Source organism: Arthrobacter sp. NPDC058130, assembly GCF_042884475.1.
Classification (GTDB): Bacteria; Actinomycetota; Actinomycetes; order Actinomycetales; family Micrococcaceae; genus Arthrobacter.
Window position 1 is genome coordinate 171,750 of record NZ_JBHVTV010000006.1, and the last position, 18,813, is coordinate 190,562.

General features: G+C 65.5%; 18 protein-coding genes. 9 read left to right on the plus strand and 9 right to left on the minus strand.

Going from position 1 to position 18,813, the window contains the following annotated elements:
* Positions 1–172: 172 nt before the first annotated feature.
* Positions 173–868: an MSMEG_4193 family putative phosphomutase gene (locus ACFVTM_RS12840; RefSeq protein WP_390203850.1), complete on the plus strand. Its 696-nt coding sequence runs from the start codon at positions 173–175 to the stop codon at positions 866–868.
* A gap of 37 nt (positions 869–905) precedes the next feature.
* On the plus strand, positions 906–1,607 hold the full coding sequence (locus ACFVTM_RS12845) for an SCO1664 family protein (protein ID WP_390203852.1): 702 nt from the start codon (positions 906–908) through the stop codon (positions 1,605–1,607).
* Positions 1,608–1,637: 30 nt separating this feature from the next.
* Here ACFVTM_RS12845 and ACFVTM_RS12850 read toward each other — a convergent pair whose 3' ends face one another.
* The 8 genes from ACFVTM_RS12850 to ACFVTM_RS12885 all read right to left on the minus strand — a co-directional run bounded on the left by ACFVTM_RS12850 (position 1,638) and on the right by ACFVTM_RS12885 (position 10,404).
* On the minus strand, positions 1,638–2,891 hold the full coding sequence (locus ACFVTM_RS12850; RefSeq protein ID WP_390203853.1) for an RNA polymerase sigma factor: 1,254 nt from the start codon (positions 2,889–2,891) through the stop codon (positions 1,638–1,640).
* 46 nt (positions 2,892–2,937) lie between these two features.
* Positions 2,938–3,357 (minus strand): YciI family protein, encoded by a 420-nt coding sequence (locus tag ACFVTM_RS12855; RefSeq protein WP_390203854.1) that lies wholly within the window; start codon positions 3,355–3,357, stop codon positions 2,938–2,940.
* Positions 3,358–3,652: 295 nt separating this feature from the next.
* Positions 3,653–5,191, minus strand: a complete 1,539-nt coding sequence (locus ACFVTM_RS12860; protein ID WP_390203855.1) for an alpha-N-arabinofuranosidase — start codon at positions 5,189–5,191, stop codon at positions 3,653–3,655.
* A gap of 55 nt (positions 5,192–5,246) precedes the next feature.
* Positions 5,247–6,143 (minus strand): carbohydrate ABC transporter permease, encoded by an 897-nt coding sequence (locus tag ACFVTM_RS12865; RefSeq protein WP_390203856.1) that lies wholly within the window; start codon positions 6,141–6,143, stop codon positions 5,247–5,249.
* Between the two features lie 2 nt (positions 6,144–6,145).
* Positions 6,146–7,096: a carbohydrate ABC transporter permease gene (locus ACFVTM_RS12870; protein WP_390203857.1), complete on the minus strand. Its 951-nt coding sequence runs from the start codon at positions 7,094–7,096 to the stop codon at positions 6,146–6,148.
* Positions 7,097–7,123: 27 nt separating this feature from the next.
* The gene (locus ACFVTM_RS12875; RefSeq protein WP_390203858.1) at positions 7,124–8,458 is read right to left on the minus strand and encodes an extracellular solute-binding protein; all 1,335 of its coding nucleotides are present in this window, start codon (positions 8,456–8,458) and stop codon (positions 7,124–7,126) included.
* A gap of 209 nt (positions 8,459–8,667) precedes the next feature.
* Positions 8,668–9,669: a LacI family DNA-binding transcriptional regulator gene (locus ACFVTM_RS12880; RefSeq protein ID WP_390203859.1), complete on the minus strand. Its 1,002-nt coding sequence runs from the start codon at positions 9,667–9,669 to the stop codon at positions 8,668–8,670.
* 315 nt (positions 9,670–9,984) lie between these two features.
* Positions 9,985–10,404: a hypothetical protein gene (locus ACFVTM_RS12885; RefSeq protein ID WP_390203860.1), complete on the minus strand. Its 420-nt coding sequence runs from the start codon at positions 10,402–10,404 to the stop codon at positions 9,985–9,987.
* Positions 10,405–10,662: 258 nt separating this feature from the next.
* On the opposite strand from ACFVTM_RS12885, the gene ACFVTM_RS12890 reads away from it, so the two are divergent.
* The 4 genes from ACFVTM_RS12890 to ACFVTM_RS12905 all read left to right on the plus strand — a co-directional run bounded on the left by ACFVTM_RS12890 (position 10,663) and on the right by ACFVTM_RS12905 (position 14,906).
* Positions 10,663–11,439, plus strand: coding sequence for an electron transfer flavoprotein subunit beta/FixA family protein (locus tag ACFVTM_RS12890; RefSeq protein WP_390203861.1), 777 nt, complete (start codon positions 10,663–10,665; stop codon positions 11,437–11,439).
* 11 nt (positions 11,440–11,450) lie between these two features.
* A complete protein-coding gene (locus ACFVTM_RS12895) occupies positions 11,451–12,434 on the plus strand; it encodes an electron transfer flavoprotein subunit alpha/FixB family protein (RefSeq protein ID WP_390203862.1) in 984 nt (327 codons plus the stop codon).
* Between the two features lie 512 nt (positions 12,435–12,946).
* Positions 12,947–14,116 carry a cytochrome b/b6 domain-containing protein gene (locus ACFVTM_RS12900; RefSeq protein WP_390203863.1) on the plus strand — a complete coding sequence of 390 codons (1,170 nt, stop codon included), beginning with the start codon at positions 12,947–12,949 and terminating at the stop codon, positions 14,114–14,116.
* A 100-nt stretch (positions 14,117–14,216) separates the two neighbouring features.
* Positions 14,217–14,906 carry an HAD family hydrolase gene (locus ACFVTM_RS12905; protein WP_390203864.1) on the plus strand — a complete coding sequence of 230 codons (690 nt, stop codon included), beginning with the start codon at positions 14,217–14,219 and terminating at the stop codon, positions 14,904–14,906.
* Between the two features lie 114 nt (positions 14,907–15,020).
* Here ACFVTM_RS12905 and ACFVTM_RS12910 read toward each other — a convergent pair whose 3' ends face one another.
* A complete protein-coding gene (locus ACFVTM_RS12910; RefSeq protein ID WP_390203865.1) occupies positions 15,021–15,437 on the minus strand; it encodes a hypothetical protein in 417 nt (138 codons plus the stop codon).
* A 315-nt stretch (positions 15,438–15,752) separates the two neighbouring features.
* Here ACFVTM_RS12910 and ACFVTM_RS12915 point away from each other — a divergent pair, with 315 nt between their 5' ends.
* Genes ACFVTM_RS12915 through ACFVTM_RS12925 form a run of 3 tightly spaced genes read left to right on the plus strand, consistent with a single transcriptional unit; the run spans position 15,753 to position 18,782 of the window.
* Complete coding sequence (locus tag ACFVTM_RS12915; protein ID WP_390203866.1) at positions 15,753–16,772, plus strand: VOC family protein; 1,020 nt, start codon at positions 15,753–15,755, stop codon at positions 16,770–16,772.
* A gap of 4 nt (positions 16,773–16,776) precedes the next feature.
* Positions 16,777–17,739, plus strand: coding sequence for a fumarylacetoacetate hydrolase family protein (locus ACFVTM_RS12920; RefSeq protein WP_390203867.1), 963 nt, complete (start codon positions 16,777–16,779; stop codon positions 17,737–17,739).
* Entirely contained in the window at positions 17,736–18,782 is a 1,047-nt protein-coding gene (locus ACFVTM_RS12925) for a cyclase family protein (RefSeq protein ID WP_390203868.1), read from the plus strand. Before ACFVTM_RS12920 ends, ACFVTM_RS12925 begins: the two co-directional genes overlap by 4 nt.
* Positions 18,783–18,813 lie beyond the last annotated feature (31 nt).

Consider the following 18,813-nt stretch of genomic DNA (forward strand, 5'->3'; position numbering starts at 1 on the left):
AGTCCTCGACTGTGCGGGGAATCGAGGAATTTCTTCGGGTCGCTGCCGCTACCGCTCCGCGGCTACCCCATCCCTCGCAAGCTCGGGTGGGGACCCCTGCCGCTACCGCTCCGCGGCTACCCCATCCCTCGCAAGCTCGGGTGGGGACCCCTGCCGCTACGCTTAGATCCTGATGACTGCAGCAACGCCGCCGGCACCATCGGCACGACCATCGGGACCGCCGTCGGGGCCTCCATCCGGGCCCCCAGGAACGCTCCTCCTTCTGGTGCGCCACGGGGAAACGCCGACCACCGGCACGGTGCTGCCGGGGCGGACCCCGGGACTGCACCTTTCCGACCGGGGCCGGGCCCAGGCGGAACGGATCGCCGAACGGCTCGCGGGCTTGCCCGTCGACGCCATCTACTCCTCGCCGCTGGAGCGCACCCTGGAGACGGCGGAGCCGACGGCGGCGCGCAGCGGACTGGACGTGAAGCACGAAGACGGCCTGTTGGAGTGCGATTTTGGCGACTGGACCGGCGCCGCCCTCGCCGAACTGTCGGCCCTGCCGGAGTGGCAGACCGTGCAGCACAGCCCCTCTGCCTTCCGCTTCCCGGACGGCGAGAGCTTCACGCAGATGCAGGCGCGGATCGTCGGAGCCCTTGAGGGACTGCGCACAGCCCACGCCGGGGGCGTCGTGGTGTGCTTTTCCCACGCCGACCCCATCAAGGCCGCGGTAGCCCACGCCCTCGGCACGCACCTGGACCTCTTCCAGCGCATCGTCATCAGCCCGGGCTCGGTTTCGGCCATCTCCTATGTGGCGGGCCAGGCACCCGCCGTGCTCATGGTGAATTCGACGTCGGAACCCCTCAGCGGGCTGCGAGCGCCGTGAGTTGGGGACTGGGTCAGCCGGTGAAACGGGACAGCCGGTGTCCGGCCGGGAGCTGACACTGCTCGCCGAGGGCAGTGTCGAGCTGCTCGGACGCCTCCCGCGCAGCAGCAACGAGACGTTCCTCGTCCAGGTCTCCTGCGGGGACGACTCCGCTTGGGCGGTCTACAAACCGGAGGTCGGGGAACGGCCGCTGTCCGATTTCGAGCCCGGGCTGTACCGGCGGGAACGCGCAGCCTTCCTGCTCAGCGAGTCCCTGGAGTGGAGACTCGTGCCGCCGACGGTGATCCGCGAGGAGGCCCCGCTGGGGATCGGGTCACTGCAGTGGTTCATCGAGTGCGACTTCCGTGAGCATTACTTCACCCTGTACGCCGACGCGCCCGAGACTCATCGCGACCTGTCGCAGATCGCCCTGTTCGACTACATCGCCAACAACACCGACCGGAAGAGCGGTCATGTGCTGCGTGGCGACAACGGACGGGTGTGGGGCATCGACCACGGGCTGTGCTTCTCGGCAGGTTTCAAACTGCGGACCGTGATCTGGGACTTCGCGGGCGAGGCTATCCCCGATGCCCTGCTCGAGGACATTGCCCCGCTCGCAGAGGCCGTTCCTCCCGAGGTGGCCGAGCTCCTCGATGACGGAGAGGTCACCGCCCTGCAGCACCGCGTGCAGCGTCTGCTGCACACGCAGGTGCTGCCCGTGGACCGCACCGGCATGCGTTACCCGTGGCCGCTGGTGTAAGCGAACGCCCGCTGGCAGGCTGCCCCTGCCTTACGGGCGGGCCAGCTCATCAATCTTTCGCTCCAGCGCCGCGCGTTCGGCCGCGTTCGTGCAGAGCGCGAGAGCCTGCTGCAGGGCGGACTGCGCCTCCCCGCGCCGGCCAAGCCTGGTCAGCAGCTCACCCCTGACCGCCGGCAGCAGGTGCGAGCCGATCAGTTCTCCACGGGAAGCGATCGCATCGACCAGTTCCAGCCCGGCGGCCGGACCCGATGCCATGGTCACCGCCACGGCGCGGTTCAGTTCGACCACCGACGACGGCGCCAACCTCCCCAGAGCCTCGTAGAGGATGACGATCCGCTGCCAGTCGGTTTCCGCGACCGAGGGTGCCACCGCGTGGCATTCGGCGATGGAGGCCTGCAGCCCGTAGGCGCCGAGTCCGCGGCCGGCAGCTACGGCCTTCGCCAGCGCGGCGCGGCCGCGCCGGATCGCCGACTGGTCCCACAATCGGCGGTCCTGGTCCTCCAGGAGGACCGGGCGGCCGGAGGAATCGAGCCTCGCGGGGAAGCGCGCGGCAGTCAGGTCCATCAGGGCCAGCAGGCCGAACACCTCGGGTTCGGGCGCCAGACGCGTGAGCACCCGCGCCAGGCGTCGTGCTTCGCCGGCCAGGTCCGTGCGCATCCAGGAGTCACCGCCGGACGCGAAGGAACCCTCCGTGAAAATCAGGTACACGACTTGAAGCACCGAGCCAAGCCGTTCGGGGAGTTCGCGCGTTTCCGGCACGGCGAACGGAACATGGGCGGCGGCCAACGTCTTCTTGGCCCGGGTGATGCGTGCCTGGATGGTCGGCACCGGAACCAGGAACGCCTTCGCGATCTCGTCGGTGCCCATGCCGCCCACCACGCGCAGGGTCAACGCGATCCGCGCTTCCTTGGACAACACCGGATGGCAGGAGATGAACATCAGCGCCAGCACGTCGTCGTCGATCGCGTCCGGATCGAACAGGGAATCCGCGCCCGGTTCCTCCTCCGCGAGGTCACGGGCCAGCAGGGCGTACTTTTCGTCCCGGGCAGCACGCCGCCGGAAGGTGTCCACCGCGCGGCGCCGGCCGGTGGTCAGCAGCCACCCCGCCGGTTCCGCGGGAATCCCATTCACCGACCAGGACACCAGGGCCTCAGCTAGCGCTTCCTGCGCCAGGTCTTCGGCCAACGGGAAATCGCCGGTATAACGGGCGAGGGCGCCGACGATGCGGGCGGACTCAATGCGCCACACCGCTTCGACGGCGGCCCTTGCCGCGTTGCTGCTCACTGCTGTTCCTGGTTGGGCGGTCCGGTGGGGCGGTCCGGTGGCTGGTTCAGACCTGGCCGGTCTGCTCGCGCCAGGCGCGTTCCTTCTGGATCCATTCATTGTCCTGCGGGAATTCTTCGATCGAGGGTACCCGGCGGATCTCTGTCTTAGTGCCCTTCGTGAGCGGTGCCCGTTTGGCCCACTCGATGGCTTCCTGCTTCGAGGCGACGTCAAGGATGTAGTAGCCGCCGAACAGCTCCTTGGTCTCGCCGTAGGGCCCGTCAGTGACCACAGGGGTTTCGCCGGTAAAGTCCACCACGACGCCCTCCTTGGGATCATCCAGTCCCTCGGCCGCCAGCAGGACGCCGGAGCGGATCAATTCGTCGTTGAATTTGCCCATGGTCTCAAGGATTTCGTTGAAGTCGGCCTTCTCGAGGTTGGCGTACGACTCATCGGTGCCGCGCATGATCAACATGTACTTTGCCATTTCAATCTCCTAGGTTGTGGAAGGTCGCCCTCCGACCTTCTCACCCACAGGTCGAACAGCGCGAGGGCAAATCGACAGAGGCCGGGAAAATTCATGTGGCGCGGCATCTGGCAGCTGGCTGCTTGCATCCGATGCGGTCGACGACGATGCGGGGCCCGAGCCGGAGGGCCTTAGGAATCGCACCGCCTGCGGGAAATAGCGTCCACAGCCAACGACGGCGGGAGCCCGCGCTCCCGCCGTCGCATCTCAAAGCTGCTGCTTAGGGTTGCTGGTCAAAGCAGCCGCGGGGCTACCGTCAGTTTTTGACCACGTCCAGCTCGATCACGGCCCAGGACAGGGCCGGCAGCGTTGCCCGGAGTTCGGAGCCGCTCGCCTTCGCCCCTGCCAGCGGCTTGAGCCCCACCTGGTCCGGATTGCCCTGGGTGTTGACTATGAAGCGGTCGCCGCCGTCGGGCATTTCCAGGACCTCGGCGCGCAGCACCTTGCGGGCGTCAAACCCGCGCAGCGCGACTTCAATATCCGCCGCTTCCTCGAGGCCGCGGTTTGCGAGGAAGAGTGCCACGCGGCCCGTTTCCTCGTTCCACGTGGCACTGACATCCACCAGGTCGGTGCCGCCGAAGCGGGCGTTGTCGTACTTGTCCGAGTCGACGGACAGGCGCAGGATCTGGCCCTTCGCCAGTTCGGCCATGCGCGCGAAGGGGTGGAAGATGGTCTGCCGCCAGGCCGGGCCGTTTTCCTCGCTGAGGATCGGGGCGATGACGTTGACCAGCTGCGCCTGGTTGGCGATCTTGACCCGGTCGCCGTGGCGGAGCAGCGAGTTGAGCAGGGTACCGACGACGACGGCGTCCGTCACGTTGTACTTGTCCTCGATGACCCTGGGGTGCTCGCGCCAGCCGGCCTTGGCCACCTGGTGCGGCTGGTCCTCGGTGTCGAGGCCGCGCTGGTACCAGACGTTCCACTCGTCGAAGGAGAGGTTGATGGTCTTCTTGTGCTTTCCCTTAGCCCGGACGGCGTCGGCGGTGGCGATGACTGATTCGATGAAATAGTCGGTGTCCACGGCGCTGGCGAGGAAGCTGCCGACGTCGCCCTCGTGCTCCTGGTAGTAGGCGTGCAGCGAGACGTAATCCACTTCCTCGTAGGCGTGGGTCAGCACGGTCTGTTCCCAGGCCCCGAACGTGGGCATGCCGGAGCTGGAGCTTCCGCAGGCCACCAGTTCGATGTCCGGGTCCACGAACCGCATCGCCTTGGCGGCTTCCTGGGCCAGCCGGCCGTACTCTTCAGCGGTTTTGTGGCCGATCTGCCAGGGCCCGTCCATTTCGTTGCCGAGGCACCAGAGCTTGATGTTGAACGGGTCCTTGTGCCCGTTTTTGGCGCGCAGGTCCGACAGGTAGGTGCCGCCGGGGTGGTTGGCGTACTCCACGATCTCGCGTGCCGCGTCCACTCCCCTGGTGCCCAGGTTGATAGCTTCCATGATTTCGGTGCCTGCCTGGGCGGACCAGTCGACGAACTCGTGCAGTCCGAAGGCGTTCGTCTCCAGGGTGTGCCACGCGCCGTCGAGCCGCCGGGGGCGGTTTTCCCGGGGACCCACCCCGTCTTCCCAGTTGTAACCGGACACGAAGTTGCCGCCGGGGTAGCGGAGGACGGTGGCCCCGAGTTCCTTGACGAGCTTGAGCACGTCCTGGCGGAAGCCATTTTCGTCGGCCTCCGGGTGGCCGGGTTCGTAGATTCCGGTGTAGACGCACCGGCCCATGTGCTCTACGAAGGAGCCAAACAGGCGGCGGGGCACTTCCCCAATGGTGAAGTCTCGGTCCAGGGTGATTCGTGCGCGGGACATGTGGGGTATCTCCTTTGGATTGATCAGGTTCGTTGGAAGTAATGAGGGCCCAGGCTCAGGTGCCGGCGAGCCCGGTGGTCGCAACGCCCTTGATGATCTGGCGCTGGAAGAACAGGAAGACCAGGATGAGCGGCAAGGCCGCGAGCAGTGCGGATGCCATGTTTTGCGCGTACTGGATGCCGTAGGCACTCTTGATGGTCTGCAGCCCCACCGGAAGAGTCAGGATGGACCCGTCATTGGTGGCGATGAAGGGCCAGAGGAAGTTGTTCCACGCGCTGATGAAAACGAAGATCGCGACGGCGGCGAGGATGGGACGTGAGAGCGGCAGGATGATCCGGATGAAGATCCGCATCCGGCTGGCACCATCCATCACCGCAGCTTCCTCGAGTTCACGCGGGATCTGGTCGAAGAACTTCTTGAGCACAAACACCATGGCGGGGTGGATGACCTGCGGCAGGATGACGGCCCAGGCCGTGTCGATCATGTGGAACGCCACCATTTGGTAGAACAGCGGAATCATCAGCACGGGTGGCGGGATGATGATGGAGGCGATGATCACGGTCATCAAGACCTTCTTGCCCCGGAAATCGATGCGGGACAAGGCGTAGGCGACCAGCGCGGAGATGACCAGTGTGATCGCCGTGATGGCGGCCGAGGTATAGAGGGAATTCCACGTCCACAGCGGGATGTTGCCGTCCTGGAACACTTTGGCGAAAGCGTCCGCGGTAAAGCCCGACGGCGGGATCCAGCTGACCGTCGGCGCTGCGGCGTCGGTCTCGCTCTTGAAGGCGGTAGCCGTGGCCCAGGCGAAGGGCACGAGCCACAGGACGGCGAGGAACGCCGCGACCGCTGTCACGGCGGCTTTGCCGGCGGTGATTTTCCTGCGGGGTTTCCGGACCTTTGCTGCGTTGGCGGTGTGCGGGGCGGGGCGGGTGAGTGTCTGGGTTGCCATGGTTATGCACTCCTGCGGCGCGTAATGACGAACTGCATGATCGAGACGATCACGATCAGTCCGAAGAAGATGTAGGAGACGGCTGCGGAGTAGCCCAGCCGGTAGCCGGTGAACCCGGTTTCGAAGATGTACTGGACAACTGGCCTGGTGGAACCGCTGGGGCCGCCGGCCGTCATCTGGTACACCTGATCAAAGATTTTCAGTGATGCCAGGATCTGGAGGAGCACGATCATCACGGTGGTCGGCGCCAGTTGCGGCAGCGTGATGGAGAAGAACTGCCGCCAGGCGCCGGCCCCGTCCAGGGATGCCGCCTCGTAGTGCTGGTGGGGGATGTTCTGCATGGCGGCCAGGTACAGCAGGAAGTTGAAGCCGACGGTCCACCACAGCGTGGCGATGACAATGGCCCACATCGCGACATTCGGGTCGTTCAGCCAGGCCACCTTTGGCAGCCCGATTTTCACCAGGAAGTCGTTGATCAGCCCCAGTTGCGGGTTGTACATCCAGGTGAAGAAGAGCGAGACGACCGTCGAGGCGAGCAGGTACGGCGCAAAGTAGGAGAGCCGCCACAGCCACTGCGCAGGCAGCCCGACGTTGAGCAGTGCGGCCATGACCAAGGCGACGATCACCAGGGGAACGGTGCTGATCACGGTGAAGTAGAGCGTGTTGCCCAGGGACCGCCACATGTCCGCATCGGCCAAGGCCTCGGCGTAGTTGGCCAAGCCAATCAGGTTGCTGTTGGCGCCGGTAAGGGACTTGCCGGTCAGGCTCATGTAGAGGCCGTAAAGGATGGGCCAGACAAGGAAGACCAGGAAGAACGCCAGGAAAGGCGCGGCGAAGCCCCAGCCGGCCACATTGTTCCTGGCCTGACGGGACGGGGCCGGACCGGATTGGGACCGGCCCGGGGAGGTTGCCGTACGCTCAGCGGTCCGGCGGGATGTTGCTAAGGAACTCATCAGGGACTCCTTTGTCACTCGGGTTGCTCAGACCGGGTTGGGCCGGGAGAGAAGGGTGTTGGTCCGGTGCACGAAGGCGTCCCAACCGTCGGCGGCCTTGTCGCGGCCGAGGAGCACGTTCTGCACGTTTTCCGCAAAGTAGGTTTGCCAGTCCGAGCCGGAGCCGCTGAACCAGGATTCGGGGTCGTAATTGATGATGTCCGCCGCGTTGGCGTAATGAATCTGCGGGGTGAGTGCGCGGTATGCCTGTGACTGCACGATCGGCTGGTAGGCCGGAATGTGTCCGGCTTCCGCCCAGGACAGTGATCCCTTGAGGAGATCGCTCACGAACTTGTACACGTCGCGCCGCTTCTCGTCGTCGGCGTTCAGTTGCCGAGGCAGGACAAAGGAATGCGAGTCCGCATAGGCTGCCGGCGTGCCGTAGAGCGTGGGGATGGTTGCCGCATCAACCGGCAGGCCGGCCTTCTTCAGGGTGGGAAGTTCCCAGACGCCGCTGAAGAGCATGCCTGAACTGCCGCGGGCAAATTCGGCGATGCCCGTACTGATGTCCCCGCTCTTGGCGGCGATGGTGTCGTCGAACAGTGACGCCATGAATTCCAGGGATTCGACCGCGGCGCCCCGGTCAGCCTTCATCGGTTGGCCCGGGGTGAGTTCCATGTCCACCCCGTGCTGCTTGTAGAGGGTGTAGAACAGGCGCCACATCTGGGATCCGCTGCCAAGGTAGCCGAAGGACAGGCCGTGCGCCTGCGTCACCTTCTGCATCTCCCGGGCCATGGAGAGGAAGTCCTGCGGGGAGCTCACGTCCGTCAGTTGCCCGTTGGGTGCGAGCACTCCGGCCTTGCCGGCGACCTCGGTGTTGTAGAACATGACGAAAGGGTGGGAGTCCAGGGCGATGGAAAAGACCTGGCCGCCGTGCTGGCTCTTGTCCCAGATCCTCGGTGCGAAGCCCTCCGCCGTCACCCCGTGTTCGGCCAGCAGGGACATGTCCCACGGGTCGATGAGTCCTCCGGGGGCGTACCCGGGAACCCGGCTGGCATGCATGATGGCCAGCTCCGGCGGGCGTCCTCCGGCCGACGCCATGGCCAGCTTCGTGTAGTACGGAGGCCCCCACGCCAGGACGGTCGGATGAACGATGAAACCGGGATTGCCCGCGTTCGCCTGTTTGATCATTGCCTGCATCTTGATGCCGTCACCGCCGGACAGGAGATGCCAGAACGCAATGTCCCGCACGGCCGCTGCCGAGGCGGTACCGCCGCAGCCTGTGAGGCCGGCCGCCGCGAACACGCTGCCGAGGGCCGCCGAACCTGCCAGTAACTGCCGCCGGGTCACTTGTGTCCCGGCAAAAATGTCAATCTGCTTCACCCGTCACTCCTTTGGATGGGTCCGCTGAAAATAATCCTGTTGGCACAAAACACTGCCGTTCCGGTGCGCTGAGTCCCGGGAGCGGCAGGGCCGATGTGACGCGGGACTCACATTACATCGATGTAAAAAGGACTACAAGAGAAAATTGTTAGCGTGAACAATGTGATGCGGCAGTCTCGTTTTGGGTGCGGTCGTTGAGGCGGTCCCGGCTAGCCGCTGGTGCTGTCCCGCTCCACGATGCTGTAGTCGACGGTGACCACCCGCTGTTCGCCGGCACGGTCCGCCATCCGCTCGGTGAGCAGGCGGAGGGCTTCGCTGGCCACCCGGCGCTTGTCGAAGGAAACCGTAGTGAGGGACGGCACGGCGTATTGCCCGTCGGCGATATCGTCAAAGCCCGCCACGGCAACGTCGCCGGGAATGCTGATTCCCCTGTTCCACAACACGCTCATGGCGCCGATGGCCATGGAGTCGGTGAAGCAGAACAGCGCCTCCGGGAGCGCGTGGGAGTCCAGATAGGCGGAGAGCGCTGCGGCGGCCGTCTGCGGTGTCCACTTCTCGCACGGGATGAGCAGTGAGTCGTCCCGGTCAATGCCGAGCTCGTCCAGCGCGGCCTGGTAGCCGCGGGTCCGCAGGATCGCCGCGGCGGAGCCCCGGCCCTCCGCGGTTCCGAGCACGGCAATGCGACGCCGGCCGGTCCTGGCGAGCGTAAGGGTCATGTCGCGGGCGGCGGCAACGCTGTCCACCCACACGCGGTCGGCCAGTTTTTGGGACACCTCACCCAGGAGGACCACGGGGGGCAGGGAGACGCCCACCTTGACGGCACTCTCGTCCAGCACCACCGGGTTGAGGATCAGGCCGTCGATGAGGTTGGACCGGGCCCGGGACATCAGCTCGTATTCGCGCCGGGGATCGGACCCGGTTTCCTCGATCTGGACGCTCCAGCCCTGCTCGTGGGCAACTTCCACCACGTTGTGCGCAATCTCGGCCGAGTAGGGAGTCGCCAGGTCCGGCAGCGCGAGGGCGATAACACCCGACCTGCCGTTGCGGAGTCCACGGGCCGAGAGGTTGGGCACATAGTCCAGCTCGAGAATGGCCTGCTCCACCTTGACCCTGGTGGCTCCGCTGACCGGAATGATTCCGTTCATCACGTTCGAGACAGTCTTGGGTGAGACGCCGGCACGACGCGCGACGTCCTTGACCGTGGCGCGCACCGCTCCCCTTTCAAAGTCTCCCGGGCCAAAGCCGGCAGCGCTTGGCTGCTGCTGTGGACAACCTGCTGTCGATGTTACCTCCCGCCTCGTCCGGCGGCGGCGGAAGCGGCGCACGATCCGGAGGGGAAATTCCGCAACGGGCTGCTGGACAGCATCCTCGGCGTCCCGGCGGCGAGCCCACGTTAGGCGGTGGAAGCCCAGAACGCCGAATATGGGGAGACGTCGGTGAACCACGGCGATCCCACGTCCGGGACTTGCTGACGCACACGCAAACCAGGCAAGGCGACAGGCCGCATCGACGGCGCCGCGGCACCGTTACTGGTGTCCGCCGGACTTGCGCTTACGGTCCAGCATGAGAGCGATGGCGATGCCGAACATCCAGACATCCTTCGCCAGCGCAGTCCCCTTTTCGCTGGGACGGATGCCATCCCCCTCGGTCATACCCGGCGTCCGCAAATACATGGTCAACATGGACCCAGAAAAGATCCCGAGCCCGACGCCGACCAGGCGGCTGGGCAGGAACGGCGCCAGGAGTGCCGCTCCGAGGGCCATTTCCGAGTAGCTAAGCACGTTGCCGAACACCTCGGGCTCCATCCGGCTGACCGGCGGGATAGCTTTGGCCGCCATCCGCTGAAGCCCGGCCGCGCTGTTCCTGTCCAAGTTGCGCTTACCGAAACCGGAGTTCAGAATGAATGCCCCTGTCGTCACGCGAAGCGGAATATGGCTCATTCTCATGTTCGATCCCTTCCTGGGCTGCGGGTTCCCCCTGCACCTGAGCCTAGTTTCACTCACCTCGCCCCGCCAGACCCGCTGCCGGACCCGGCCCCGGGCTGCTCTGCCACTCGAAGTAGGTTCACCGCCCAGGACGAAAACTAGGTACTTCAATTCCCGACACGGGCTCTGTTCACAAGGAACGGCAGCACTTTCGTAGACTCAATGGAGATCCGACTTGTCTCCTCAATAGAGACATGCCCGCCACAGGAAGAGCCATCGATGAAGATTATCGTCCTAGTAAAGGAGGTCCCCGACACCTACGGGGACCGAAAACTGAACCTTGAAACTGGCCTCGCCGATCGGGAAGCCAGCGAGACAGTCATTGATGAGATCGGTGAGCGGGCCTTGGAGCTGGCACTGACGTACGCCGACGCGAACGCGGGCACTGAGGTCGCCATGCTGTCCCTCGCCTCCGAAGGTGCCACAGCAACAATACGCAAGGGTCTTGCGATGGGCGCGGGGAGCGCCACTCACATCTGTGACGAGGCGTTGCGGGGTGCGGATCTTGGACTTACCGCTGAAACCCTCGCGGCAGCGATCCGTCGCGTTGATTTTGACCTCGTGATCACTGGCAACGTCTCCACCGATGGATCCGGCGGCATGATTCCCGCGATGCTCGCAGAATTGCTTGACGTGCCGCACGCTACCGGCCTCAGCTCCGTAGAAATCAGCGACGGCGCCGTGTCCGGCACCAGGGGCGTTGAATCCGGCGTGCAGAAGATATCAGCGAACCTGCCCGCGGTAATTTCCATTACCGAGGCGCTTCCCGGGCCGCGCTTTCCGAATTTCAAAGGAATCATGGCCGCGAAGAAGAAGCCCCTCGAGGTACTTACCCTCGCAGACCTCGGGGTCGCGGCCGACAACCCGGACGCGGCGCGTTCGATCATGCTGACCGTTGCAGAGAAGCCCCCGCGCGCGGCGGGCGTAAAGATCATTGACGAGGGTGATGCCGGCGAGAAGCTCGCTGACTTCCTTATCGAAAACCGACTGGCGTAAGGAGTAACGACATGACTGAATACCCTCGTGACGCAATCCTCGTCGTCGTGGAAACCCGGGCTTCCGGTGAACTCGAGAAGGCTGCTGCCGAACTCTTCGGCGCTGCCGCAGCAGTGGGCACGCCAATTGCCTTGGTGCTGGCCTCACCCGGCGCCGGGAACGCCGCCGCCGCGGAGGCCGCGGCCCTGGGTGCCGCCCACGTACTGGTCGCGGAGGCTCCGGACCCGTCCGCGCTCGGCGTGCCGAGCGTTGACGCGCTGGCCGCCGCTGTGGAGCAGGTGCAACCGGACGCGATCCTGATTTCGCATTCCCTGAATGGGCGCGACCTCGCCGGCCGATACGCGGCCCGGTCGCGTGCAGCGGTTTCTGCCGATGCGGTCGGAGTGTCACGTGATGACGAGGGCGTGGTGGCACACCACTCCGTCTACGGCGGTGCCTACAACGTGACGTCAACGTCCACGTTTGGGGCGCCGGTGATTACGGTTCGACAGGGCTCCATGGATGCGCGCGCGTCGGCTCAGCCGCCGGCGTCGGAGACCCTGGCAGTGAGGCCCTCCAACAAGCCGGCCGCGCGGATCGACTCGTTCGAGGAGGCCGTTGCCGCCACCTCACGGCCGGAGCTGCGTGGTGCCGCCAAGGTTGTGGCGGGTGGCCGCGGCCTCGGGTCTGAAGAACAGTTCGCCCTGGTCGGGCAGCTCGCCGATACCCTCGGCGCTGCCGTTGGCGCCTCGCGCGCCGCTGTGGATGCAGGCTACATCCCGCAGTCGGCCCAGGTCGGCCAGACCGGGGTATCCGTGTCCTCACAGCTGTACATCGCGCTGGGCATTTCCGGCGCGACCCAGCACCGGGCCGGCATGCAGACCGCGAAGACGATCGTCGCCATTAACAAGGATTCAGACGCGCCGATCTTCGAGATCGCCGACTTCGGCGTGGTGGGCGACCTCTTCAACGTTGTGCCCCAGCTAATTAGCGCGCTTGAGGCTCGGAAGAAGTAGCGATGGCAACTCTTTCTCGGAACATTCGGCGGGGCCTGCCGCGCGTCGAAGGCGGTGACCCCTGGCCCCCAGCAGGCGAGGTGCCCGCACACATTCTCACGGCGGAAGCGGTTGCCCAGGAACCGGTGCCATTGCCGAGCGCGGCATCGTCCGCTCCGGTCCCGGCAGTGAAGGCCGGTGCCATGGTGGCGCGGCAGCTTCGCCGAGGCCTGCCGCGCGTGCCGGGCGGCGAGCCCTGGCCGCCGGCGGGCGAGGCTCCGGTATCGGCGCCAGCGCTGTCCGGTCCTTCTGCCGTGGTTGCCACGCCCGCCACAGTCACCACGCCCGCGCCGGCCGGAGATGCGGCTGCAGCGGCAACTGCCCAAGCGGCGCCGGCAACGACATCGACTGCCGCTGCTCCGGCCACCGCACCCGCCGCCCGGACGACGGGCACCACCCCGCTTCGCCGCGGGCTCCCCCGTGTCCCCGGCGGTGAACCGTGGCCGCCCGCTGGGCTTGCTCCGGTTTCCAGCGTGGTGGCGACCGCTGCCGCACCTGCGGTGCAGGCGGAGCCGGAGCACATTGCCCCCGCCCCCGCTGCCAGCGTGGTGGAGACAGTTGCCGTGGTGAAGGCCGTTGCAGAGACGCAGCCGACGACGACCACGGGTGCACCCGCGGTCACAGCCGCCCCAGCAGCACAGTCCGCAGCGCCGGCGGCACAGCCCCCAGCACAGGTGGCACCGTCCGTCGTAGAAAAGCCCGCCGCCGTCGAACAGCCCGTGAAGCCAAAGGCCGAGGCGAAGCTTTACGGATCGCGCACCCTGGGCCAGTGGATCAAGCTCGTCGTGCTCCTCGCGCTCGGCGCAGTGGCAGCCGCGGCGATTCTTGTGCTCGCCGCGCGCGGTGTGACTACGCTGCCGGGCGTGCCGGAGTTCCTCGAGAGATACCCCGGCGCGTATGACCTGCCGGATACAGCCGAGCCTGGCTTCCCGTGGTGGGCGCAGTGGGCGCACTTCTTTAACATCTTCCTGATGGTGCTCATCATTCGCTCCGGCTACCAGGTGCGCACCCAGGAGAAGCCGCCGGCGTTCTGGACGCCGAAGGGCGGCGGCAAGAAGATCAGCATCAACCTGTGGCTGCACCAGTCGCTCGACATTTTGTGGCTGGCCAACGGACTCATCTTTGTGGTGCTGCTGTTTGCCTCGGGCCGCTGGGGGCGAATCGTGCCGACCAGCTGGGAGGCGGTCCCGAACGCTCTCTCCGCGCTGCTACAGTACATGACACTCGACTGGCCCGTTGAGACCGGCTGGGTGAACTACAACAGCCTGCAGCAGCTCATGTACTTCATCGTGGTGTTCATCGCGGCCCCGCTCGCGGCGATCACGGGTGCGCGCATGAGCGAGTTCTGGCCGAAAGACGCGAAGACGCTGAACAGGATCTACCCGGTGGAGATCGCGCGCGCAGTCCACTTCCCGACGATGCTGTTTTTCGTGCTGTTCATTCTCGTCCACGTGTTCCTGGTGTTCGCGACCGGGGCGCTGCGCAACCTGAATCACATGTTCGGCGGCACCGACGAGGTGAACTGGGTCGGGTTCTGGCTCTTCGCGGCCGCAATCGCCATCACGGCGGCAGGATGGTACGCCGCCCGCCCGCTCGTGCTCGCACCAATCGCGAAGCTGTTCGGTCAAGTGAGCAGCCGCTAGGCTTCACCGCCTACGATTTCAACTAAACAGTCCAGTCAGGGGGTCGAGCCCTTGCATGGTACGGCGTTTGCGGGCGCCCTCAACCAAAGGTGGGATAGCGGTGGCATCAGGCTCAAAATCCGGAACCAAACGCGGCGTCCTTTTCGATGTCGATGGGACCTTGATTGACTCCAGCTATTTCCATGCCCTTGCGTGGTGGCAAGCGTTCCGGCGGGAGGGTCTGGACATCCAGATCTCCGCCATCCACCGCTGCGTCGGCATGGGCGGCGATAAACTCATCGAACATCTGGTTCCCGAGTGCACTAAGGACATGCAGGAAGACCTGAAATCCGCGCACGGTGCCGTATTCTCCACCTTCTGGCCTTCCCTCCGGCCCTTCGACTCTGCCTGGGACCTCCTGGCCGCATGCTCGGACGCCGGACTGGCCGTGGGCTTGGCATCATCAGCGCAACAGCGGGACCTGGACGTCGCCCGGCGCCTCCTGGACGCCGACACGTCCATCGATGCCTGGACCAGCTCCAACGACGCCGACGAGAGCAAGCCCTCCCCCGACATTCTCCTTGCATGTTTGGAAAAGCTTGGCCTCAGCCCTTCGGACGTCGTCTTTGTTGGCGATGCAGTCTGGGACGTGAAGGCCGCAGCGGCAATCGGAGTTCCCTGCATTGCCCTGACCTGCGGCGGAATCAGCGAAGCCGAACTGCGGGATGCCGGTGCCGCGGAGGTGTACGACAATCCGCGGCACCTGTTGGGCAACCTTGGGGGCAGCGCTATTGGGAAGCTGAGCGCCTGATCCCGGGTCGGGTCGATTGCGTCGCCGGCGGCGACAGCGCTGGACTTGTAAATCTTTGAGGTCCGGCCGATCACGGCAATTGTGCCCTGACCAGCCTCCGCCCAGAGCATCCCGTCAGCCTAAGTCCTCCTCCACGTAGGCCCGGATGGCGCCGATCACGGGCGCCGATCCCTGAGTGCGGTAAACATCGATTGGCCTGGCGCCCAGCAGCACGTTGGGGCTGCACATCCAGAGCATGGCTTGGGCCGGCGTGAAAGCACAGTGCAGGTGCCCCACTAGAGCGTCCAGGTCCGCGAGTTGGAGCCGGCCGGCCGCGTTCGGCGCATCCAGGCCCGATGCCCAGCGATCCAGAAGGTCCACGTTGACGCCCAGCAGGGGTGCCGCGGCGTCCTTGCCCAGCGCGTTTGATAGCCGTTCGGAGATTGCCGCCGGGCTATAGCCGGGGGCGTCCCTCAGCTCCGCGAGACTGGCGAAAACTGTGGTGGCAGACAACGCCGGTTCTTCAACGCTCATGTGCTGCAGCTGTTCCATAAGGCAATGCTATTTAGCGGCACCCCCTTGGAGTAGGGCCGCAGGTCCCCCTAGGCGCTGGCCATCCAGGCGGTCCCCAGCTCCACGATCCGCCCGGATTCCATCACGCGGAGGAAGTCGACATCGCGGGTTGCTGGAAAGGCGTTGCGCGATCACCAAGCCCGTTCGGGACATTGGCGCACCAACGTCACCTATCTGCCATACAAATAGGTGACATCAGAAAACACCCCTTCACCGAATAGCCGTGTTGCCTCAGTCTGGTTACTAGACCTGCAGGGACCACTCACAGCAATCGGCACTTAGAAGGAATTCAACGTGGAAACTCCCCTCTCCCATCTTGCCCACCTCGAGATCACCACCCCGGACGTCGAAGCCTCGGCTCGGTTCTACGAGGAAAAGTTCGGCATGCGCATCATCGACCGGGTGGACGGCATCGTCTACCTTCGCTGCTGGGGCGACTACTACCGCTACAGCCTGGTCATCACCGAAGGGCCGGAAGCCTCCCTGGGACGGATGGCATGGCGCACCAACTCCCAGGAAGCCCTTGAAGCAGCAGCCCAGCGCGTCGAGGCAATCGGGGTTCAGGGCACCTGGAGCACAGGCGGCCACGGGTACGGCAAAGCCTTTGAATTCACCGGCCCCTACGGCCACCACATGCGCCTGTTCTACGACGTGGAAAAGTTCGTCGCCGAACCCGGCTTCGAGTCCACCTACCCGGACCGTCCGGAACGCCGCAGCAGTCACGCCGCTGCGCCCCGCTTCCTGGACCACGTCACCGTCGCAGCGTCAGACGTCCGCGGCTTCGCCAAGTGGTACGAAGAGGCCCTCGGCTTCCGCGTCATGGCGTTCGTGGACCTGGACGAAGCCCCTATCACCGTCTTCTCCGTCCTCACCACCAACGAGAAATCCCACGACCTTGGCGTTGTCCTGGACACCTCCAACCGCCCCGGCCGCGTCAACCACATCGCCTTCTGGGTTGACGCCACCGAGGACCTGCTCCGCACCGCCGACGTCATGATGGAAAACGGCACCTCGATGGAATACGGCCCCTCCATCCACGGCGTGGGTGAGCAGAACTTCCTCTACTTCCGCGAGCCGTCAGGCCTGCGCGTGGAGCTCAACTCCGGCGGCTACCGCAACTACGTCCCGGACTGGGAAGCCAACACCTGGAAGCCATCCGAGGGTTCCAACAACTTCTACAAGAACGGCGCCATGCCGCACTCCATGACGGAATCCTTCCCTCCGGCCGAAGGCTTCACCGCCACCGAAGAAGGCGCCTCGCCCGAGATGAAGGAAGCCCTCCTGAACCCCTACGCCAAGCAGGGCCGGGGCTAGAACGATGCCAGACGCAACGTATGCACTCATCCGGTTCCAGGAGCCCGATGACAATAAGGCCCGGGCAGGCCTGCTGGTTGGCGGTCGCGTCGTACCGCTGAATGAGGAGATCAATTCCCTGATTGAGCACTGGGACACCACGGAGTGCCAACTTGATGCCATCGCAGCTTCGGCCGGCGCGTCCGCCGGCCTGGCGTTGGCCGACGTCGAGGTCCTTGCCCCGGTGGAACCAGCCCAGGTGCTGCAGACCGGCGCGAACTACCGTAAGCACGTGATCGACCTCGCCGCAGCGCACCGCGAACCGGGCCAGGACGAGGAAGAGGTACGCGCCAAGACCGCCGCCATGATGGACAAGCGCGCAGGGCAGGGAACGCCATACTTCTTTATTGGACTCCCGACGGCGATCGCTTCAGCCACGGACGAACTCACCTTGCCCGCCTACAGCAAGTCCCATGACTGGGAGCTGGAACTGGCGGCCGTGATCGGCAGGACGGCGTTTCGGGTCACCCCCGAGGAAGCCCTGGACTATGTGTTCGGCTACACCATGGTCAACGACATCACCACCCGTGAGTACGTCTTCCGCAAAGACATGCCCGCGATCGGCTCGGACTGGTACCGCGCCAAGAACGCCCCGGGCTTCCTGCCCACCGGACCGCTGTTGGTGCCCGCCAAGTACTTCGGCGACCCGCAGGACGTCCAGGTGACCCTGAAACTCAACGGCAAGGCCATGCAGGACGAATCCACCCAGGACATGATTTTCGGAGTGGCCAAGCTGGTCAGCGAGGCCTCCCAAATCATGCCTCTTCGCCCCGGCGACCTGGTCCTCACCGGAAGCCCCGCCGGCAACGGCCAGCACTGGGGCCGGCTGCTCCAGGACGGCGACGTCATGGAAGGCACCATCACGGGCCTGGGCACTCAACTGATCCGTTGCAAAGACGAAGTCCAAACCGAAGGCAGCCAGCTGTGACCACCCAGGACACCGAACGCATCACCAACACCGGCACCGGGGGAACAGCAACCGATTCCCCGGTGATCCGGCGAGAAGACCCGCTGGGCAGCATCCGCGCCATGGCCGGAGCCCACAACAACTGGGGCCGCTGGGGCCAGGATGACGTCCTCGGGACCCTGAACTTCATCGACGCGGCCAAGCGGATCGAAGCTGCGGCCCTGGTGAAAACGGGCGAGGCCTTCTCGCTGTCCCAGCCCTTCGACACGAACGGTCCGCAGAAGGGCTGGCGCCGCCGCACCAACCCCGTGCACACCATGACCGACACCGGTGTGGACGCCGAACGCGGCAACCAGGGCTTTCCGCACGGCTTCGGCGGCGCGGACGACGTCATCGCCATGCCTCTGCAGTGCTCCACGCAATGGGACGGCCTGGGCCACATCTTCGACCAGGGCAAGGCCTGGAACGGCCGTGCCGCCGGCGACGTGGTCACCTCCGAAGGCGACCTGGTGACCGGCATCGAAACCGCAGCGGCGAAGATTGTCACCCGCGGGGTGTTGCTCGATGTTGGCCGGGCGCTCGGACCTGAACTGGGAAGGGACGACGGCGAGTTGCCGGACGGTTTTGCCATCACCCCGGAACACCTTCAGCGGACCATCGACCTGCAGGGCGCCAGCTCGAAGGTGGGCCGGGGCGACATCGTGGTGATCCGCACCGGACAGCACACCCGGGTCCGCCGCGAGGGCTGGGGCGATTACGCCGGCGGCTCAGCCCCGGGGCTGTCCTTCAGCACCGCGCCCTGGCTGCACCGCAGCGAAATCGCCGGGATCGCCACCGACACCTGGGGTTTCGAAGTGCGTCCCAACGAGTTCGATGCCGCCTTTCAGCCGCTGCACCAGATCGCCATCCCGAACCTCGGGCTGTTCCTGGGCGAGATGTGGGACCCGGACGGCCTCGCGGAAGCGTGCGCGGCGGACGGCAGGTACGACTTCCTGCTCTCCGCCGCGCCCCTGCCGATTACCGGCGCCGTGGGATCGCCCGTCAACCCGATCGCCCTCCGGTAATCAGCGCAGGCCGGTAAACACTGTCCGGTAG